The organism is Mucilaginibacter litoreus, from assembly GCF_042676805.1.
In the GTDB taxonomy this organism is placed as follows: domain Bacteria; phylum Bacteroidota; class Bacteroidia; order Sphingobacteriales; family Sphingobacteriaceae; genus Mucilaginibacter; species Mucilaginibacter litoreus.
Genome location: NZ_JBHTHZ010000013.1, coordinates 171,830 through 191,936 on the forward strand (window position 1 = coordinate 171,830; position 20,107 = coordinate 191,936).

The 20,107-nt window shown below is 44.4% G+C and carries 14 protein-coding genes; 9 read left to right on the plus strand and 5 right to left on the minus strand.

Features of this window, described 5'->3' with window-relative positions:
* The first annotated feature begins 58 nt into the window (after positions 1 to 58).
* Positions 59 to 1,129 carry a DUF2157 domain-containing protein gene (locus ACFQZX_RS14170; protein ID WP_377116480.1) on the plus strand — a complete coding sequence of 357 codons (1,071 nt, stop codon included), beginning with the start codon at positions 59 to 61 and terminating at the stop codon, positions 1,127 to 1,129.
* Between the two features lie 34 nt (positions 1,130 to 1,163).
* On the opposite strand, the gene ACFQZX_RS14175 is transcribed toward ACFQZX_RS14170, so the two are convergent.
* Positions 1,164 to 1,826, minus strand: coding sequence for a LysE family translocator (locus ACFQZX_RS14175; protein ID WP_377116483.1), 663 nt, complete (start codon positions 1,824 to 1,826; stop codon positions 1,164 to 1,166).
* Positions 1,827 to 1,844: 18 nt separating this feature from the next.
* Between ACFQZX_RS14175 and ACFQZX_RS14180 the strand changes: the two genes are divergently transcribed.
* Both ACFQZX_RS14180 and ACFQZX_RS14185 read left to right on the plus strand, forming a co-directional pair.
* A complete protein-coding gene (locus ACFQZX_RS14180) occupies positions 1,845 to 2,771 on the plus strand; it encodes a cobalamin-binding protein (protein ID WP_377116486.1) in 927 nt (308 codons plus the stop codon).
* Positions 2,772 to 2,840: 69 nt separating this feature from the next.
* Positions 2,841 to 5,387: a family 20 glycosylhydrolase gene (locus tag ACFQZX_RS14185; protein WP_377116489.1), complete on the plus strand. Its 2,547-nt coding sequence runs from the start codon at positions 2,841 to 2,843 to the stop codon at positions 5,385 to 5,387.
* Between the two features lie 145 nt (positions 5,388 to 5,532).
* Here ACFQZX_RS14185 and ACFQZX_RS14190 read toward each other — a convergent pair whose 3' ends face one another.
* A complete protein-coding gene (locus ACFQZX_RS14190) occupies positions 5,533 to 7,611 on the minus strand; it encodes a TonB-dependent receptor (protein ID WP_377116492.1) in 2,079 nt (692 codons plus the stop codon).
* Between the two features lie 74 nt (positions 7,612 to 7,685).
* Complete coding sequence (locus ACFQZX_RS14195; protein ID WP_377116495.1) at positions 7,686 to 8,996, minus strand: PQQ-dependent sugar dehydrogenase; 1,311 nt, start codon at positions 8,994 to 8,996, stop codon at positions 7,686 to 7,688.
* A gap of 153 nt (positions 8,997 to 9,149) precedes the next feature.
* Here ACFQZX_RS14195 and ACFQZX_RS14200 point away from each other — a divergent pair, with 153 nt between their 5' ends.
* A complete protein-coding gene (locus ACFQZX_RS14200; protein WP_377116498.1) occupies positions 9,150 to 11,039 on the plus strand; it encodes a gliding motility-associated C-terminal domain-containing protein in 1,890 nt (629 codons plus the stop codon).
* Here the strand turns inward: ACFQZX_RS14200 and ACFQZX_RS14205 are convergent, their stop codons facing one another.
* Positions 11,040 to 11,561, minus strand: coding sequence for an NADPH-dependent FMN reductase (locus ACFQZX_RS14205; protein ID WP_377116501.1), 522 nt, complete (start codon positions 11,559 to 11,561; stop codon positions 11,040 to 11,042).
* A 307-nt stretch (positions 11,562 to 11,868) separates the two neighbouring features.
* On the opposite strand from ACFQZX_RS14205, the gene ACFQZX_RS14210 reads away from it, so the two are divergent.
* Genes ACFQZX_RS14210 through lepB form a run of 5 tightly spaced genes read left to right on the plus strand, consistent with a single transcriptional unit; the run spans position 11,869 to position 16,221 of the window.
* Positions 11,869 to 12,672, plus strand: a complete 804-nt coding sequence (locus ACFQZX_RS14210; protein ID WP_377116504.1) for a ParA family protein — start codon at positions 11,869 to 11,871, stop codon at positions 12,670 to 12,672.
* Between the two features lie 8 nt (positions 12,673 to 12,680).
* Positions 12,681 to 13,601 (plus strand): ParB/RepB/Spo0J family partition protein, encoded by a 921-nt coding sequence (locus ACFQZX_RS14215; RefSeq protein WP_377116506.1) that lies wholly within the window; start codon positions 12,681 to 12,683, stop codon positions 13,599 to 13,601.
* 3 nt (positions 13,602 to 13,604) lie between these two features.
* Positions 13,605 to 14,303 (plus strand): DUF5683 domain-containing protein, encoded by a 699-nt coding sequence (locus ACFQZX_RS14220; protein ID WP_377116509.1) that lies wholly within the window; start codon positions 13,605 to 13,607, stop codon positions 14,301 to 14,303.
* An 11-nt stretch (positions 14,304 to 14,314) separates the two neighbouring features.
* Entirely contained in the window at positions 14,315 to 15,067 is a 753-nt protein-coding gene (dapB, locus tag ACFQZX_RS14225; RefSeq protein WP_377116512.1) for a 4-hydroxy-tetrahydrodipicolinate reductase, read from the plus strand.
* 26 nt (positions 15,068 to 15,093) lie between these two features.
* Positions 15,094 to 16,221, plus strand: coding sequence for a signal peptidase I (gene lepB / locus ACFQZX_RS14230; RefSeq protein ID WP_377116515.1), 1,128 nt, complete (start codon positions 15,094 to 15,096; stop codon positions 16,219 to 16,221).
* A 232-nt stretch (positions 16,222 to 16,453) separates the two neighbouring features.
* Here lepB and ACFQZX_RS14235 read toward each other — a convergent pair whose 3' ends face one another.
* Positions 16,454 to 19,840, minus strand: coding sequence for a glycosyltransferase (locus ACFQZX_RS14235; RefSeq protein ID WP_377116517.1), 3,387 nt, complete (start codon positions 19,838 to 19,840; stop codon positions 16,454 to 16,456).
* Between the last annotated feature and the right edge of the window lie 267 nt (positions 19,841 to 20,107).

Consider the following 20,107-nt stretch of genomic DNA (forward strand, 5'->3'; position numbering starts at 1 on the left):
ACTGTATATTGTTACCAATAATTACTGTATTTGATATATATTAGTGCATTAGTGATGTATGGCCAAGTTAAACCTCGACAGGCAGGAAAGTGATTTTTTGAACGATACCATTGCGCATTGGCAAAAGGAGAACCTGCTGAATGCAGAACAGGCTGAAAAGCTGCGCAACAGCTACGAGGTTAAGGGTTTCGACTGGATGCGCCTTGCCAAATACAGCATTTGGGTAGCGCTTTTCTGCGGTGCTATTGCCATAGGCTCTTTCATAGTTGATGATGCGGTTATCAACTGGATAAAAAGCTTGTATGATACGCCTGATATTATAATCAGTATACTTTCTGGTGCGGCAGCGGCAGGATTATATTACATTGGCCGGCGGCGTGAAAAGCAATATCCAGAAAAGATATTCAGTAATGAGGCAACCATATTTCTGGGTGTGTTTTTTACTGCAAGCTGTATAGCTTATCTGGGTAAAACGTTTGATAATGGCTCAGGCCATTACCCTGTCTTGTTTCTGATATCCGTTTTCGTGTACGCTTTCCTGGCATACCGTATGCAATCAAGGCTGATATGGCTATTTGCGCTGGTATCCTTAGGGAGTTGGTTTGGTACCGAAACAGGCTACCAAACCAATTGGGCACTATACTTTTTAGGTATGAATTACCCCCTGCGCTTTGTGGTGTTTGGGTTGTTACTGGTAGGCGCATGCCATCTGTTAAAAGGTAAAAAGTGGTTTACTTACTTTTGGGAACTCACCTATGTGGTAGGTATGTTGTACCTGTTCATGTCGCTGTGGCTGCTTAGTATTTTTGGCAACTACGGCAGCCTGGATGCCTGGTGGCAGATCAAACAAATAAGCCTTTATTATTGGGGTATCATCTCGGCGGTTGTGGCAGGCTTATTCCTGTTGTATGGTTTAAAAAACAAGGATGTCGTGTCACGCGAGTTTGGCATTACCTTCCTTATCATATTCCTTTACACCAAATACTTCGAGTACTTTTGGGACCATACCAACAAAACGCTCTTTTTTGCCATCCTCGCCTTGTCCTTCTGGCTCATAGGTCGAAAGGCAGAAAAGATCTGGAACATTAATACAAAATCAAACAAAAATTCATCTGTTACAGCAGATTGATCTTGAAGCGCCTTATTCTGAATAATAGAGGGTTTTAATGTTTAAACCAGGTTAAATATACTTGTTTAACTACGTGGTATGCTGCCAGTGCGAAAAAAAGTATGGCAACGCCGGTGTCAATAAACCGGGTACTCAGCTCAAAACGCTTTTTAATGTATCCGGCAAACCTGGCATATAAAAACAGTGCTATAAAAGCGCCCGCCGCCGATCCTATACTGAATATGATCAATGGGAATATCCGGTCTTCAATCCACTCGTGAGTTATGAGGTAGGTACCTGTAACCATCCAGAACGGAATTTGCATGGGGTTGAGAAAGCCAAGCAAGATACCATATTTTATACTGGCGTGCTCACTGTAGGTAGTTTTAGGGGGCTTGTTGCGCGCCTGCCAGGCAACATATCCCAATACACTGAATAGTACTACCATCACCCAATCGATAACGGTATCGAGCCTTACCTGTTCGGCCAGCCATTTGGCGCCGAGCATCACAAAGAAAGTAAAAAACAACTCAACGCATGAAAAGGCGATGATGAATTGCAGTGCCTGTTTCATCCCCCGGTTTATAGTGATCTGCACCAGCGTAAGGTTAATATTGCCGGGAGGAATGTATCCGATAAAATTGGCAATAATGCCGATGAAAAAGGTCAGGAAAATCATCGGCACAAAGATAATAGGCAATTTTGCATATTTGCACATTAAATAATTGTGCTGAAGATGCCTGCTGATAGAATTGTATCCCTTTTACCCGCCGCTACCGAGATAATTTGTGCCTTAGGGTTAGAAAGCCGCCTGGTTGGCCGGTCGCATGAATGTGATTATCCCGAGAGCATTACTCATTTACCGGTGTGTTCTGAGGCTAATTTTCCCGATAACCTGAGCAGTTCTGAAATAGATACTAAAGTAAAAGAGCTGTTGGCAGATGCGCTATCTGTTTACACTGTAAAACGTGATGTAATTAAAAGTTTGCAGCCCGATGTAGTACTTACCCAGGCGCAGTGCGAAGTTTGCGCTGTGAGCCTTAACGATGTTGAGCAGGCCTTAAGCGATTATCTTGATAAACCGGCACACATTATTTCGTTACAGCCAAACAGCCTGAATGGTATTTTAAATGATATAATGCTTGTTGCTGAAGCATTAGGTGCTGTACAGGCGGGCGAAAGGTTGTTGGAGGATTTGCAGGAGCGTATAGATATTATTCGCCATAAACTTAAATTTATGGAGAATAAGCCTACTGTTGCCTGCATAGAATGGCTGCAGCCATTGATGATATCAGGCAATTGGATCCCTGAACTGGTAAGCCTTGCGGGTGGAACACCAATATTAGTTCAGGCAGGGCAGCGTTCGCCTTTCGTAGAGTGGACTGATATCCAGTTGACAGATCCGGATGTTATCCTGTTAATGCCTTGCGGTTTTTCGATCGAGCGCACCATGCGCGAAATTAACTTGCTGCTTGAACAACCGGGCTTTGCCGAATTAAAGGCAGTAAAAAATAACCGTATTTATATTGCAGATGGTAACCATTATTTTAACCGCCCGGGGCCACACATAGTAGATTCTTTAGAAATGCTGGCCGAGATTATCCATCCTAAACAATTCATATTCGGTAATGAAGGGAACGGCTGGATAAAATTTTCACTTTAAAAAATATTTTAAAAAGTTATTTAAACTTTTCAATTGGTTATATTTACGGTATATAAACCTGAGTTAACCATGCGCCATATTCTTACATTTCTCCTGGCTACATTTGTCACTGTGAATTCTTTTGCAGCGAAGCTTTTGTTTGATGTGAAAAATATTACACTTAGCTGGGAGGTAGTTGATAACAATTATAAAAATAAACAGGAAGCCCTTACAGCGCTTATTATAACCAACAACGGTACTGAAACGTTACCTGCTACCGGCTGGAAAATCTATTTCAACTCATCGCGCAACTTTACTGCTGATGCCGTGAGCGGTAACGCAAAAATTTTGCCCATAAACGGCGACTTATACAGCATTACGCCTAATCAAAGTTTTAAAGCCATTAAGCCCGGCGAAAGCGCACGAATTGAATATGTGTGCGAGGCGATAGTAGTAAACTTTACAGATGCTATTGAAGGGCCATATTTTGTTTGGGATGCTACGCCCGGTAAAGGCTACCTTCCCGGCGACTTTATCATTAAACCACTCGACCCTAAATATCCCGGATTGGTTACCCCCGAAGTAATTTACAACCAAAACAAAACCATTACAGATATCCCAACTGATCAACTGCAAAAGATCATCCCCACGCCTATAAGCTACCAGGAAACAAGCGGAAGCTTTACGCTTTTACCAAATGTTAACGTTATAAGTACAGATGCACGTTTTGCACAGGAAAAGGCGAAACTTAACATGGAGTTGGCTAAGGTATTAGATAAAAGTTCCTCAGTGCAAAGCGGCGGCAGCATTACGCTTGGCTATGCCCCTGGTTTTGGTACCGAAGGTTACGAGCTGAGTGTAAAACCATCAGGTATACAGATAAACGCATCTGCGGCTGCAGGAATGTTTTACGGCATACAATCATTAAAAAGCCTGATGCCCCCCTCTGCATGGCAGCAAAAGCAGGCATCAATCACTATCCCTTGCCTTGAGGTAAAAGACTCTCCGCGTTTTGGCTACCGTGCCGTAATGCTTGATGTTGCCCGCAATTTCCAAAGCAAGCAGCAGGTGATGAAACTGATTAACCTGATGGGATTGTACAAACTCAATACGCTGCATTTGCACCTTACGGATGACGAAGGCTGGCGTATAGAAATACCTTCGCTACCCGAACTTACATCTGTTGGTTCCAAACGTGGGCATACCCTCGATAGCAAAAGCTTTTTGCCCCCATCGCACGGTTCCGGCCCGGATTTCAGCAACACCGCCGGCACAGGGTATTATACTAAAGCTGATTATATCGAGATATTGAAATATGCCAGTGATCGCCACATAACCGTACTGCCCGAGATTGAAACCCCGGGCCATGCCCGTGCATCTATCAAAGCGATGGAGGCGCGTTACAGGCGTTTGATGGCAGCGGGCGATAAAGCAGGTGCAAGCCGTTACCTGCTGAGCGATGCCAAAGATAAATCCGATTATCGCTCGGTACAGTACTGGAATGATAATGTGATCGACGTATCCCTGCCATCTACCTATAACTATGTGGAACGGGTAATTGATGATCTGATAGCCATATACAAGGAAGCTGGTGCGCCTTTGCCAGCTATACATTTCGGAGGTGACGAGGTGCCTGCGCACGTTTGGGAAAAATCGCCTGCGTACGAGGCTTTAAAGAAAACTCATCCTGAAATTAAAAACACCGGCGACCTGTGGTATTACTTTTATGGCCGTGTGAACGATATCCTGAAAAAGAAAAATATTAAACTGGCCGGATGGGAAGAAATGGCCTTACGCAAAACCACTGTAGACGGACATCCTACTTACCTGCCAAATCCACAGTTTGTAAACGAGGATATGCGTGTGGACGTATGGAACAACGTTTTGGGCGATGGACAGGAAGACCTGGCCTACAAGCTGGCAAACGGCGGCTATAAAACGGTGCTTACCTGCGTTACCAACCTGTACTTTGATATGGCCAACTATAAATCATGGGACGAACCGGGATACTATTGGGGCGCTTACCTGGGTATAGACAAGTTTTTCTCTTTTATTCCGTTCGACTATTTTAAAAACGCAGACGTAGATAAGAACGGCCAGCCTATAAACCGGCAGATATTTGTAGGTAAGCAGCGCCTTACCGATTATGGCAAGGAAAACATCATCGGCCTGCAAGGGGCGCTTTGGAGCGAAACCGTTAAGACTGCGGAACGGATGGATTATATGATCTTTCCAAAACTCATAGCGTTAGGGGAACGTGCCTGGGCTAAAGACCCTGCATGGACCACCGAACTTGACCCCGCAAAGGCTAAGGATATGTACAACGCCGACTGGAGCAAGTTTGTGAACATTTTAGGCAAGCGCGAACTGCCGCGCCTTGCTTATGAAGGTGGCGGTTATAATTTCAGGATACCAAAACCGGGGGTGATGCTGCAGGATGGCAAATATTACGCTAATGTACAGTTTCCGGGGATGGTTATCCGTTACACCACCAATGGCAGCGAACCAACAGCCGATAGTCCGGTTTACAATGGGCCTGTCAATGCAACAGGCACGGTAAGGTTCCGTGTGTTTGATGCAAAAGGAAGAGGAGGAAACGTAGCATCGGGCACTGAGAATAATAACCCGGTGTTGTAATTTGACTCACCCGGTCATCGCTGTTGCTCGACCACCCTCTCTCCGCAACGCGGAAAGAGGGTTTAAATTTACTTTCTTTTCCTTACTATCCTCTTTGCGCAGCAGAGAGGGTCGACCAGCGGAGCGAAGTCGGGGTGAGTTAACCTCACATCCCCACATTCACCCCAAAAAAGTAATTTCTTAACGGTGCGGGGTTATAATAACGATTACCAACCGCGTTTAGGTCATTACCCAGGCTATACTTTTGGTTAAGCAGATTATCGGCACCGGCATAAATCTCCAGCCTGGTTTTGCGGCTGATGTTGTACTGCCATGATGCCTTTGCCTGCAGCAGGTGATATTTGGCCGCATATACCGTATTGGCATCATTCAAGGGAATATTGGAAGTATAGTTATGCTGAACAAACAGTGCCAGGTTTTGCGGGAAAAGTGTTTGTATGGACGATACAATTACCTCGCGAGGCACGCCGGTTAAGCGGTTGCCCGAGTAGCTTGTACCGGCTACATTATAATCTCTGAATTTAAAGCGGCTCATTGTTGCAGCGGTATTAAACTGCAACCCACGAATAAACCGTGTATGGTTACGGCGTAACAGCCAGTAACTGAAGGCCAGTTCGGCGCCGGGCTGATTAGTACCTCCAGCATTAAGGTAAAATTCTGTTTCGTTGGGGTTAAGCTGCCTTACAATAGAATTGTTCAGCCGGTAATAAAATACAGAGGCATCCAGCAACAGGCTTTCATCAGCATTGCGCAAACGGAAGCCGGTTTCATAGTTCCAACCCAATTGTGCCTGCAGATTAGTATTAATGATATTATCGGTTGGCCTTACCTCGGCGGTTGTAGGGGTGGAGTATCCCCGGCTTACAGATGCCCGCCAGATAAAGTTATTGGTGATTTGGTAAGAAAGCGCCAGCCTTGGCATCATCACTGCATCAAAATCGCGTTTAGTAAAGGTGGCTTCATTTAAGGGTTCCAGGTTCCGGAATTTATAGCCGTAATAATTAAGGCTCAGGGCTGCTTCGGCATGCAGGCGTTTAAAAATATCTGCGGCGTAACGCGCAAAAAAGAAATGCTGACCAGTTTTTATCTTATCGATCTTCTGCACGTCACCCTTTTTGCCGGCATTATTATCATAGTTGCTAATGAGCGAGTTGGTTTGCTGCCATTCTACACCTAAGTTAAGTTTCCAGTCAAAATTTTCCTTCGGTATGGCCGCCAATGTAAAGTAACTGCGCAAACCATACGTGTTTTCATGACGCTGCTCGTAGTTGGTTATAAAAGGATTAGCAAAATCAACATGGTTGCCATATAGCGCAAGCACGTTGCTAACACGATCAGTGAGTTGTGCATCATTTATCAGCCCGCCTAAAAGCATTTTGGTGTTGATACGTATCTTTTGCTCTATGGCGCCCGGTAAGGTAGGCGTTGGTAAACGTGCCGAGCGTGGGTTGGCCTGCATCTGGGCAAGGGTTAAACCGCCGGGAGTTTGATAATCCAGGTCAGAGTATAGCGCTATTGCCCTTAACTCACTGTTGCGGCCGTATTGCCATGCGTCGCCGGCTTGTATATAGGTGCGGTGCATGCGGCTGTTCTGCCGGTAGCCGTCATAATTTTGATAAGATTGATTAAAATTGAACCGGTTGTTACCGCTTGTTTTTTGCAACGACACCTTCTGATGGAACAAACCATACGAGCCGCCATTGATACCTGCGTTAAGATAGGTGCTGTCGGCACGACTTACCGGACTAAGTAAAACTACCCCGCCCGAGTTTGCGCCGAATAAGCTGCCATCTGGTCCCTTGAGCACTTCTATGTGGCGAATGTTGCTAATATCAAGCGCGTTAAGGTAGGTATTGCCACCGGCATCGGTTAGCGGTATCTCATCCAAATAAACTTTAACATCCCTAACCCCAAAGGGCGAGCGTAACAAACTACCTCTAATGGATAGCCTGTAGCTGCCCGGAGAACGTTCTTCCGCCCTTACTCCCGGAAGGGTATTCAGCGCAGTAACAAATGAATTATCCGGCTGTACCCTCAGCTGTGCTGCCCCCAAAACGCTTACAGAAGCTGGTACGCTTAATACCGGCTGCTCACTCAAATAACCTTTAACGGTTACTGATTTAAGTTGCTTAAGCGTATCCGGCCTGGTTGCAGGTTTGTTTTGTGCGAGGGCATTACCTGCTATAGTTACATAAATGAGGACGCTAAGGAAATGTTTACTCATGGCAACGGCGAAGCTAACAAAATAGCCCCTCATGATAGTAAGGGGCTATATGTTATTTCGTTTAATTATTAAATTTATTTGTTACTTACCCGCCATATACGGTTGCTGGCATCGTCGGCTACCAATAATGATCCATCTTTGGCAACAGTAACGCCTACCGGTCGGCCATAAACTTCTTTCTTATCAGCATTGGCTATAAAGCCGGTCAGGAAATCCTGCATCTGTCCGCTTATTTTATTGCCGCTAAACGGTACAAATCCAACTTTGTAGCCACTTAAGACCGAGCGGTTCCATGAGCCGTGCTGGCCAATAAAAGCGCCATTTTTATACTGATCAGGAAACATATTACCGGTATAAAAGGCAAGCCCGAGCGATGCGGTATGCGGGCCTAATGACAGGTCGGGAGTAAGGGTTTTCTTAACCATATCCGGGCGTTTTACTTCAAGGCGCGGATCTTCATGCTGGCCAAAGTAAGCCCAGGGCCAGCCATAAAACCCACCTTCTTTTACACTGGTAAGGTAATCGGGCACTAAATTGTCGCCCAGGTCATCCCGTTCATTAACAGCTGCGTAAAGTACTCCGGTGCCCGGCTGAAAAGCGATACCGGCAGGGTTGCGTAAGCCGCTTGCATAAATGCGTTCGCCGCTGCCGTCCGGATTTATTTCAATAATGTCTGCCCGCCGAACTTCATTTTCGAGGCCATGTTCACCAACGTTACTACCAGAACCTACCGCGACATATATTTTTGTATCGGTGCTGTTAGCACGTATATTACGTGTCCAATGATTGTTGTAACCTCCTGCCGGTAAAGAAAGTACCATTTTGCCTGGCGTGCTGATCTTATTTTGTCCGGCCTTGTAATCAAATTTCACCAAACCATCGGTATTGGCTACGTAAAATGCATTACCCAATATCAGCATCCCAAAGGGCTGGTTTAAATTTTCTAAAAATACATTGCGGTAATCTATTTTGCCATCACCATCCGTATCGCGTAACAAAGTAATGCGGTTAGCGCTTTTACCCATGTTTTGCGATGCCGCCGCACCGATAATTTTGGCACCTATCTTCTTAACCCCTTTAGCCTCGGTATTAGCTTCAGATACAAATATGTCGCCATTAGGCCCAATGTAAATATTGCGCGGATTTTTAAGGGTATCGGCAAACAGGCTTACATTAAAGCCTTGGGGGGCTATGGGCGTTTTACCTGCCGGCCAGCCAATAACCTTACAGTAGTTTTTTACTGATTTGCTTTCATAAGGAGCCGGGAGTTTTACACCTTGTGCAACTGGTGTTGACACACTATCGGCTTTAGCCGGGTCTGGTTTTTTTTGTTTGCAGCTTACTATAAGTATTGCGGCTGCTATAAGGATGGGATATGTTTTCATAGAATCAATAAGTAAATAAATAACTTAAAAATTAAAAAATTTGTTTGCCAGTAATCAGTGGAGATATTATAATATGTGCATTTGTTACCTAAAAGATTATATTTGAAGGTGCCAACCCTTTTTAAATTTACCCTGCTGTGTTTGTTCATGCTGATGACCTTTAAGTTATCTGCGCAGGTTTGTAACGGTAGTCTGGGCGATCCTATCATCAAAGAGGACTTTGGCGCCGTCTCTCCACAATTTCCCAATACTACTTATACTTACGTAGGCACATCATGCCCAGAGGATGGTCAATACGCCCTGGTGAAGCAGGAATCAGGCTGCCATCCGGATACGTGGTATTCTGTACTAAAGGACCATACCGGCAATGGAGGATACATGATGCTGGTTAATGCGTCTTACGACACCGGGGAATTTTATCGCAAAAGCACCGATATTGAACTTTGCGGAGAAACTACTTATGAGTTTTCAGCTTACATAAAAAACCTTGTATTGCCATCTGCAGCAAGTACCCACAATAAGCCAAATATTACCTTTGTTATTGAAACGGTTAACGGCGCACAGTTAAAATCATATTCTACCGGCCCTATATATGAAACAACAAGTGCCGATGAATGGGTGAAGTATGGCACCTATTTTACCACACCCGCCGGTGGCGCAAAAGTGGTTGTCCGGATGATTAATAACGCTCCCGGGGGCGCGGGTAACGACCTTTTACTTGATGATATCGCATTCAGGGCATGCGGCCCTATTGTGCAGGCAAATTTTACCGGCGGTTCAGCCCCCTCGACCCAGGAAGATTTATGCGTAGGGGAAACTGGTTCGTATACAATTACTGCAACGCCAAGTTCAGGGTATGATCAACCTGAATATCAGTGGCAAAAAAACTACAATGATGGTAACGGGTGGGTTGATATATCCGGAGAAAATGGACTGATGCTCAATATTACTTTAACAAATGCGCAGCTGGGTTCTTATCAGTACAGATTGGGCACGGCAGAGGCTGGCAATATATCGTCTGTAAATTGCCGTGTATACTCTAATGAGGTTACCGTTGGCGTTACGGCTTACCCGGTAATACCAACCATTGCGGCACAAACCAAATGCGAAGGAGACCCGTTGGTGCTGACGGCCGGCGGTGGAGTTAATTATGAGTGGACATTGCCTGATGGCAGCAAAAACACCGCAAACCCCTTAACCATTGCAGCGTTGACTCTTGCCAATAAAGGGCAGTATAACGTAAAAGTAATATCCGCGCAGGGATGCTCAACCGAGGCAACAACACAGGTAAACGTTATTGCCAAACCCCAGCCACAGATCACTGTAGGTGAAACAAGCATTTGTAAGGGCAGCAGTACTGTGCTTACTGTAAATTCGCCCGGCGCAGTTTCTTACCAATGGGCGCCCGCCGAAGGATTATCTGATGCTACATCGGCAAACCCGGTTGCATCGCCGGCGCAAACCACTACCTATACAGTGACGGTAACCAATGCCAGCCAATGCATTAATACAGCGCAGGTGCAGATAGAAGTGCGTGATGTGCCTGTGGCAAATGCCGGTGACGATAAAAAGATATTTGAGGGGCAATCGGTTGTGCTAAATGGCAGCGCCACGGGCGATGTGGCGGGTTACTCATGGTCGCCGGCCAGTTACCTGGACAACCCAAACTCACTCACCCCAACGGCAAACCCACCAAATGATATTACATATAAACTCACAGTAACATCTGCAAACGGTTGCGGTATTGATGATAGTGATGTGTTTATACGTGTGTTTAAAAAAATAGTAATTCCTTCAACCTTTACACCCAACAGCGATGGTGTAAATGATCTATGGAATATAGAGGCGCTTGAAACCTATCCCGAAAGTGTACTGGCAGTTTACACACGCAATGGTAAGCAGGTTTTCCAGAGCAGGGGATATAGCAGGCCATGGGATGGTAAAAGCAGCGGGCAAGCGCTGCCTGCCGGCACGTATTATTATGTTATCGATCTGAAAAATGGTACTCCTAAAATGTCTGGCTGGGTAATGATCCTGAAGTAATTAAAACCGGATAAATTTATCCATCTGCTCGTTGGTATAACGCAGGGTGTCTTCTTTTATAAGGTTACCATCGGCATCCATTTCACTACGAATAGAGGCAATATGTAATTTAAGCGGCATAACATGCAGGTTAAGGTAATGGCATACCCCGGTAAAATGGTCAACGCCCCTAATATTACCATATTTGCCCGAAGACAGCCCCACCAACGCGGCTTTTTTATCATAAAAGCTTTCAGGGAAACTGCAGGCATCTACAAAAACCTTTAGTACGCCGGGGAAACTGCCGTTATATTCGGGTATAATAAAAAGAAATTTATCAGTATTGGTTATAAGTTCCTGTACTGGTTTAAACTCCTCGCTCCGTTTGCCATACAGATCAGTCTGGATTAGGTTTGCAGGGAGATCGGTCAACGGAAATAAGGTGGTTTCAAGTCCTTTCTCTGCCAACTGCTTTTGATAATAGCTGGCAAGTTTAAGGGTTGAACTCCCGGGGCGGTTGGTAGATGCTATGATAGTAACCATGTTGTGTGTGGTAAGTAGTGAATGGAGAATAGTGAGTGGTTAGTGGAATGATCAGAGTCGATTATAAATAGTAATTGAGTTACCTGTAATTTTAATGGTATTATCTTTCTCTCTTAACTACTCACCACTATCCACTCACCATTCTTCCCCTTACTAAATGTTTGTAAGTTGGCAAAACTGTTAATTTCTCAATAGTTTTTAATCCGTATCTTTAGCGGCGGATAAAAAACAGTACAAACATAGAAATTTCTGTTCCTGTTTTTCGTTTATAATAAACCGCAGTTTATAAAATTTTTGGAGATACAGAATGAGTAAAATTATTGCTTTAGCCAATCAAAAGGGCGGCGTTGGTAAAACTACATCATCTATAAACCTGGCCGCAAGTTTAGCGGTGCTGGAATATAGGACATTACTTGTTGATGCCGACCCGCAAGCTAACTCTACATCGGGCATTGGTTTTGATCCACGCAATATTAAAAATAGTATATACGAGTGCATAATTAACGGGATAGATGCACGCGAGGCCATACAAAAAACAGATACGCCTAACCTGGACCTGTTGCCTGCACATATAGACCTGGTTGGTGCCGAAATAGAGATGATTAACCTGGAGAGCCGTGAGTATAAAATGAAAGCGGTTTTAGACAGTGTGCGCAACGAGTATGATTTTATTATTATTGATTGTTCGCCATCCCTGGGTTTAATTACTATTAACGCCCTTACCGCTGCCGACTCCGTTATCATCCCGGTGCAATGCGAGTACTTTGCATTGGAGGGATTGGGTAAATTGCTGAATACCATTAAAATTGTACAATCGCGCCTGAATACTCAGTTACAGATAGAAGGGATATTGCTTACCATGTATGATGTAAGGTTAAGGCTGTCTAACCAGGTGGTAGATGAGGTGCGCACCCATTTTGAGGATATGGTTTTTGATACCATTATACAACGTAATACCCGCTTAAGCGAGGCGCCAAGCTTTGGCGTATCGGTAATTATGCACGATGCAACCTGTAAGGGGGCCGTTAACTATTTGAACCTTGCCCGCGAGATCATCCGCAAAAACGGCTTGGTTAAAGATGAAGAACTGGCTACTACAGTAACAGCTTAATAAGATTTATGAGTACAGAGAAAAGAAACGCTTTGGGCAAAGGGTTAAGCGCCCTGCTTAACGACAGCCCAAGTGTGCTTCCGAATAAAAATAATAACAATACTGCTACTGCGACAAGGCCTGTATCTGAGGTAGACAGCCTGGGCAGTATTAATGAGATTAAGATAAGTGAAATAGAGGTTAACCCGTTTCAGCCCCGTACCGAATTTGATGAACAGGCCTTGGCCGATCTTTCGGCATCTATTAAACTGCAGGGCCTGATACAGCCTATAACAGTAAGGCGTGTAAGCACTAATGCGTATCAGCTGATTTCGGGGGAGCGCAGGCTGCGTGCTTCTAAATTAGCCGGGCTTACACAAATTCCTGCCTATGTACGTACCGCCAACGATCAGCAGATGCTGGAGATGGCGCTTATTGAAAACATACAGCGCGAAAACCTTAATGCTATTGAGGTTGCCTTGAGCTTTCAGCGAATGATAGATGAGTGCAGCCTTAAACAGGAAGAACTGGGCGACCGTGTAAGCAAAAACCGCTCTACCGTAACCAATTATCTGCGATTGCTTAAGCTGCCGCCAAGCATACAGGCTTCCTTACGAGACGGTGAGATAAGCATGGGCCATGCCAAAGCCCTGCTTGCTGTAGAAGATCCTGCAGCGCAGCTTTACATCCATCAGCAGATCATCAAAAATGAGCTATCGGTACGTAAGGCCGAAGAGCTGGCCCGCGAGGTGCAAAAAACGCCCGTAAAAAAGGAAGGTAAGCAACCTGAGCTACTTACCTACCAGCTGCAAAAGATACAGGACGACCTTGCATCAAAATTCAGTACTAAGGTTAAGCTTAAAGTTAACAGCCAGGGCAATGGATCGATAGAAATTCCGTTCTTATCCGAAGACGATCTGGGCCGTATACTTGAAATGCTGGATTGGTAAAACATGCTTAAAAAAACTTTATTAACCGTATTGTTTACAGCCTTTGCACTTTTTGCGATGGCCCAACGGCCTGACTCGCTGGCAAAACCAAAGGCAGATACGGCTGGTAAAAGTGCTGATACTGTAAAGCGGCCATATTTTAAGCCAAAGATCACCAACGAGCCGGAGTATCACCCGGATAGTACCCATAGCCCAAGCCTTGCGGTAAAACGTTCGTTATTTATACCGGGTTGGGGCCAGTTGTACAACCGCCAGGGCTGGTGGTGGAAGGTGCCGGCCATATATGCCGGTTTAGGCGCCCTTGGATATTCGATAATTGACAGTCATAAAAATTATAAAATGTTTTTGGCGTTAGCACGCATAAAAAATACAGGCGGCATACCAACAGAGGGCAAGCCTTTTTATGCCGAGTACCAGAAGTATAAAACAGAATACGCGCAGTACAGCAACGCAACATTTACGCAGTTGCAGGAAGCAGCCAGCAATTATCAGCGCAATTTTCAGATAAGTATTGGCAGCGTGATACTGGTTTGGGGGGTACAGGTGGTAGAAGCTTATGTTACCGCTAAATTTATTAATGCTTACACTGTAGATAATAACCTGTCTATGAAAGTATCGCCCACGTTAATAAACAATCCTTTGTATGCCGGTAACTTTAGCGGTGCTTATATTCCGGGTTTAAAAGTTACCTTTGGGCTATAAATATTAAACAGATGAAAATCGCACTGTTAGGTTATGGTAAAATGGGCAAGATGATAGAAAAAATAGCCCTTGACCGTAAGCACGAAATTGTACTGAAAATTGATAGGGACAATGCGGATGAATTAACTGCCGAAAACCTGCAAAAGGCAGATGTTGCCATTGAATTCAGTACACCCTCAACCGTTCTGCAAAATATTGAGCTTTGTTTTAAGGCCGGTACACCGGTTGTTGTAGGCACAACAGGCTGGCATAACGAAATGACTCAGATACAGCAACAGTGCGGCCACTATAACGCATCCATGATCTACGGCACTAACTTTAGCGTTGGCGTAAACATCTTTTTCCATCTAAATAAGATGCTTGCCATGATCATGAATAGCTATCCTTATTACGAGGTACAGGTAGAAGAGATACACCATACCCAAAAGCTGGATTCGCCAAGTGGCACGGCCATTACCATTGCCGATGGCATCATCAGTAACCTTGATGCAAAAGCACAATGGAAAAATGTGCTGGTCAGCGACGATCATCCCAATAACGAAACCATTGCAACAGACGAGTTGCTTATTGAGTCTTTGCGGATAGAAAATGTCCCTGGAACGCATACCGTTATTTACGACTCCGAAGTAGATACCATTGAGTTTAAGCATACGGCACATAACCGTAATGGCTTTGCCTTGGGGGCTGTTTTGGCCGCCGAGTGGATAAAAGATAGAAAAGGGTTCCACTCGATAGAGGAAATGTTTGATTTTAATAAACAGTAATTAAATACTGCACATATTTCATAATAATGAACTGGAAATTCTGGAAAAAAGATAAAGACAAAACCAAAAAAAAATCTACCACCAGGGAGTGGACCGAGGCGATCATATTTGCCGTAGTTGCCGCTACCCTGATACGTACACTATTTATTGAAGCCTATACTATACCTACTCCGTCAATGGAGCGCTCTTTATTAGTGGGCGACTTTTTATTTGTAAGTAAGGTTAACTATGGTGCCCGTACACCCATGACGCCGATTGCATTCCCGTTTGCGCACCATACCATGCCGGTTATTGGTACAAAAGCATATTGGGATGGGGTAAAGCTGCCTTATTACCGCCTGCCAGGCTTAAGTGATGTAAAGAAAGGCGATGTAGTTGTGTTTAACTATCCAATGGAGGCCGATTCTCCCTATTATCGCCCGGTTGATAAACGCGAAAATTATATTAAACGCTGCCAGGGTGCGCCTGGAGATACCTTACGGCTGATCAACGCGCAGGTGTATGTAAATGGCAAGGCAGCGCCAAACCCGCCCGGCGAGCAAACAGATTATACGGTTACTACTACCGGCATGGATGTAAACCCCGAGATATATGATCAGTTAGAGATTTCTAACTATGATAATGTTGGCGCACCAACCATGACCAAAGGAGCGGCTGCGCAATTAAAAACGTACTCTAATATCAAAGCGGTAACACCAAATATTAAACCTCCGGGCCAGGCCGATCCGTTTAACCCTGTATTTCCTGCCTCGACACCTAAATATAAGCTCGACCCGAAGAATAAAGATTTTGATTGGAATGTAGATAACTACGGGCCTATCATTATACCCAAAAAGGGCTGGACCGTTACTTTAGACAGCCTTACCCTGCCTGTTTATGGCCGTGCAATTGAAGTATATGAAGGTAATAAGCTACAAATTGTAAATGGTAAGATATTTATCAACGATAAGGAAACAAACACTTACACCTTTAAAATGAATTATTACTGGATGATGGGTGATAACCGCCACGACTCGTTAGACTCGCGCTACTGGGGCTTTGTACCCGAAGACCACATAGTAGGTAAAGCACTGTTTGTATGGATGAGCTGGGACTCAAACGCATCATTTTTGCACAAAATACGCTGGAGCCGCCTGTTTATGGGTATCCACTAAAACTTAGTTATTAGAAATAGCATAAAGGCCTCGCTGATAGCGGGGCCTTTGTTTTTACTTACCATAAGTTTGGTTTTGAAGATAGTACGCTTAGATATTTTCAGGTTTGCTTTCAGCACCGCTACAGAGCTGATGCAAAAGATTTAATACTATAATCAGCAATTGTTTACCTATCACCGATTACTTACTATTCACTATCACAATCGCTGCTCTTTACTCATCTTTTACCGCATTACATTGGCGGCTCGTTGCCTTCTCCTACCAGTTCATCTTTGTTTAGCTTTACGTTGCCCGTGCGCTTAAGTACACCCCAGGTGCTTAGCTCACCTTTTAACGCCTTACGAATTGATTTAAAAAGGATGTAATACATCAGTTGCCGCCATAAAAAGCGTTGAGGTATAAGATAAATCAGCTTGCTATAACGCTCTTTCTCCATCCTGAAGGCCAGCACGCCTACAAGGAAATCAACCAGCAGGAATACGCCGTAGTAGATAAACATTTTCTCCGGGTGGCTACCGAATATGCCCATTATCATAATTAAATCGGCCAGTGGCGAGAACAGCGGCAAAATGATCTGAAAGATTAGGATGTTAGGCATCCCCACCATACCAAAATAACTGTATTTTTTGTTGAATAAAGCATCGCGGTTTTTCCAGAAGCTCTGCATAACCCCAAAGCTCCACCTAAAACGCTGTTTAAGCAGCGCGCTGATGGTTTCGGGCGCTTCAGTATAAGCAACGGCCTCGGCGCAGTTTTTTATCACATATCCTTGTTTAAGGATGCGCATAGTAAGGTCGCAATCTTCAGCAAGGGTATCGTACGTGAAGCCACCGGCACGGAATATGGCCGATTTGCGGAATGCCCCTATAGCGCCCGGCACTACTGTAATGCTGTTGATGATATCAAATGCACGGCGGTCCATGTTTTGGGCCGTAATGTACTCTATCGACTGCCATTTGGTAATAATATTATTCTCGTTACCCACTTTAACGGTACCTGCAACGGCGCCGATCTCCTCGTCAGTAAAGTAAGTCATCAGGTGATAAATGGCATTGGTTTGCAGTTGGGTATCTGCATCGATACAAACCACAAAATTATGCTCGCAATGGCTTATGCCAAAGTTAAGTGCAGACGCTTTTCCACCGTTTGGTTTAGTAAGCACTTTTACCAGCGGATGGCTGGCATAAGCTTCTGATACAACTTTATAAGTGTTATCCTTAGAACCATCATCAACAAAAATGATATTGAATGCCGGATACTCCGTTTGCAGCAGGCTTTCTATTGTTTTAATGGCGGTAACTTCTTCGTTATATGCCGGTACGATTATGCTTATCGGCGGCAGTTCCTGAGAAATATTCTGTATCTTTTTATTTGCTGAAAATTGCCTTGAAGCTAAGATACCTATCAGCACAATACGCCCTACAGCCAGAAAAATTGCCGTAAGGAACAGGTAAAAGAAAAACTTATTGCCTACAAAAAATCCCATTACTACAATGTCATAATATTTGCCCCAAAAGGTTTGTTCCTCTTTGGCGGGCGGCATCAGCTCGTCCTTGCTTTTATCTAAAATATCAGCTATGGTGGTAAACTGGTAGCCGTGGCTTTTAAAGTAATGTATAATTTCCGGCAAGGCTTTTACGGTTTCTTCGCGGGTGTCGCCGCCGGCATCATGCAGCAAGATCATACTGCCGTTGTCTTTTTGGCGGATGGTTCGGGCTACTATACTATCAGCAGTAACGCCGGGGTACCAGTCCCACGGGTCGATGGACTCACCAATGGTGATGTAACTTTGTTTTCGGCTTTCGGCAACGGGTATAACCTCGGCCAGTGTTTGAGGCTCTGCATCGGCGTTAAACGGCGGGCGGAACAGAATGGTGCTACGCCCGGTTATCGATTCGATAAGTTTACGGGTAGAGTTCAGTTCGAGCTTTACCCTGTCTAAACTGATGGTTGATATATCCGGGTGAAAAAAGGTGTGATTGCCAATTTCGTAGCCTTCGTCATAAATACGTTTAAGTATAGGAATGTTTTTCTCGACCATTGAACCCACCACAAAAAATGATGCCGGTACTTTTTCCTTTTTCAGAATATCTAATATACGGGGGGTATAATCAGGATCGGGGCCGTCATCAAAAGTTAAAACCACTTTACCGGGTTTGTAACCATAGCGGCGTATTACATACTTGGTAGGCAGCTCTATATACTTTTGATTAGTAATTGTATAAGAGTTGGTATCCATAGATACGTTGATCTTGCCGGTATGCGGTACTGTTACCAGGTCAAGTACCTCACCGCCTTCGCCTGCATAATCTATTTTATTATTAGAGCCAACTGTATCCAGCCTTTTAAGATCGAAACCGGTTTTCTTAAGCGAGTCGAGCGATAAGTTTTTCTGAAAAAATGTCCACAAACGAGGGTCTTCAAAACCTAAACGCCACAAGGCAACACCTCCGGTAGCCCAATCATCGGCCATACGGATAATGTTGAAATTAGTGGCGGCATCGGCAAAGTAAACAGTGTGGTTAAGGCTATCGGGGCCCAAGTAACTATAGTTCAAGTTGGCCGACTCCGGATTGTACGCTATCTGTTTATTGTACTGCTTGGCCTGGCTAATAGCCTGCGCATAGCCTATGGCTGTACCAATGCTGCCTTGCGGCCAGTCGAAACCACCGCCGGCAATTGTCAGGATCACCTTTTCGCTGGGGATCTGCGCGCAAACATTATCCAAAATTTCCTCTACCCAATGCTGGTGAGATACATCGCCGGCGTTGCTTTGGTCCCAATGCTGGTCTATGGCCATTACAAACAGGTAATCATTTACATGCTGTAATCGCTTAAGATCGTATTCTTCGTCATTAGGGGTAACATTAGTAGTAACCAGCAGGTCCTGAGCGTGAAAGATGTTGTAAAGGTCCTTCTGGAAAGCTACGTACTCCGGGCCATTACGGTCCGGCAGATCTTCAATATCCAGGTTGACACCGTTAAAGTTGTAATGCTTTAAAACAGCGGCCATGCTGTTAATAAAGTTCGTGCGCAACTTTTTGCTTTTAAAAATGCGCAGTACATCTTTGCGGTCATATTCGCCCCTTACATTATCCAGGTTTACGTAATTAGACAGGGTAACCAGTACTTGTTTTTTGTACTTTTTGTTAAGATTGATGAGGCCGGTATCCAGGCTGGTCTTTAAGGTATCGGCTTTGGGTGAAAAGGCAAAACCTTCGGTAACCACCATATCCAACCTGGGCATATGATCAACCAGCGAGTTATATGCCTGTGGTTCCCATGCTTTGTAAAAACCGGCGTTTATGCGGTTTTCATTATTAGGGTGTTTAAGCTGGTGTAAATGACGGGCTTTGGCCAGCACTTCTATCTCAGCTTTTTCTATTTTAAAATCTTCATATTTCTTTGATTTTTTGAGCGACTCCAGTTTTTCGTGAGAAAGCTTTTTTGGGGCCGGATCAAGGTTAGGCAGCTCGGGATATTCTTTGGAGGTAACCGTAATTACTGCGGCTACTACGCCAACAACAAAAACTATTAATAATATGCGGCTGATCCATTTGAAGCGGTTCCAGCGTTCGGGGTTATCGGCCTGAAATATCTGCCTGTTGTTTGAGGACATGAAGGGGTACTAAGTATAAAGATCAGGTAAGGTAATAAGTATTGAAACCATGCAATTACCTGCTTTGTTTGCCGGGTTCAATTGCAGAAAAGTCTACACCGCATTTGCAGTTTGTGCCACAGCCTTTTTTTGCAAACAGGCTTTTATATAAAATCCGGCTTATATAAAAAAGGGCTGCAATAAATAAAACAGCTATAATGATTATCTGGATATTCATATCAGCAAAATTAATATTAAATATATACGAACGGATAAGCAAAATAGTAT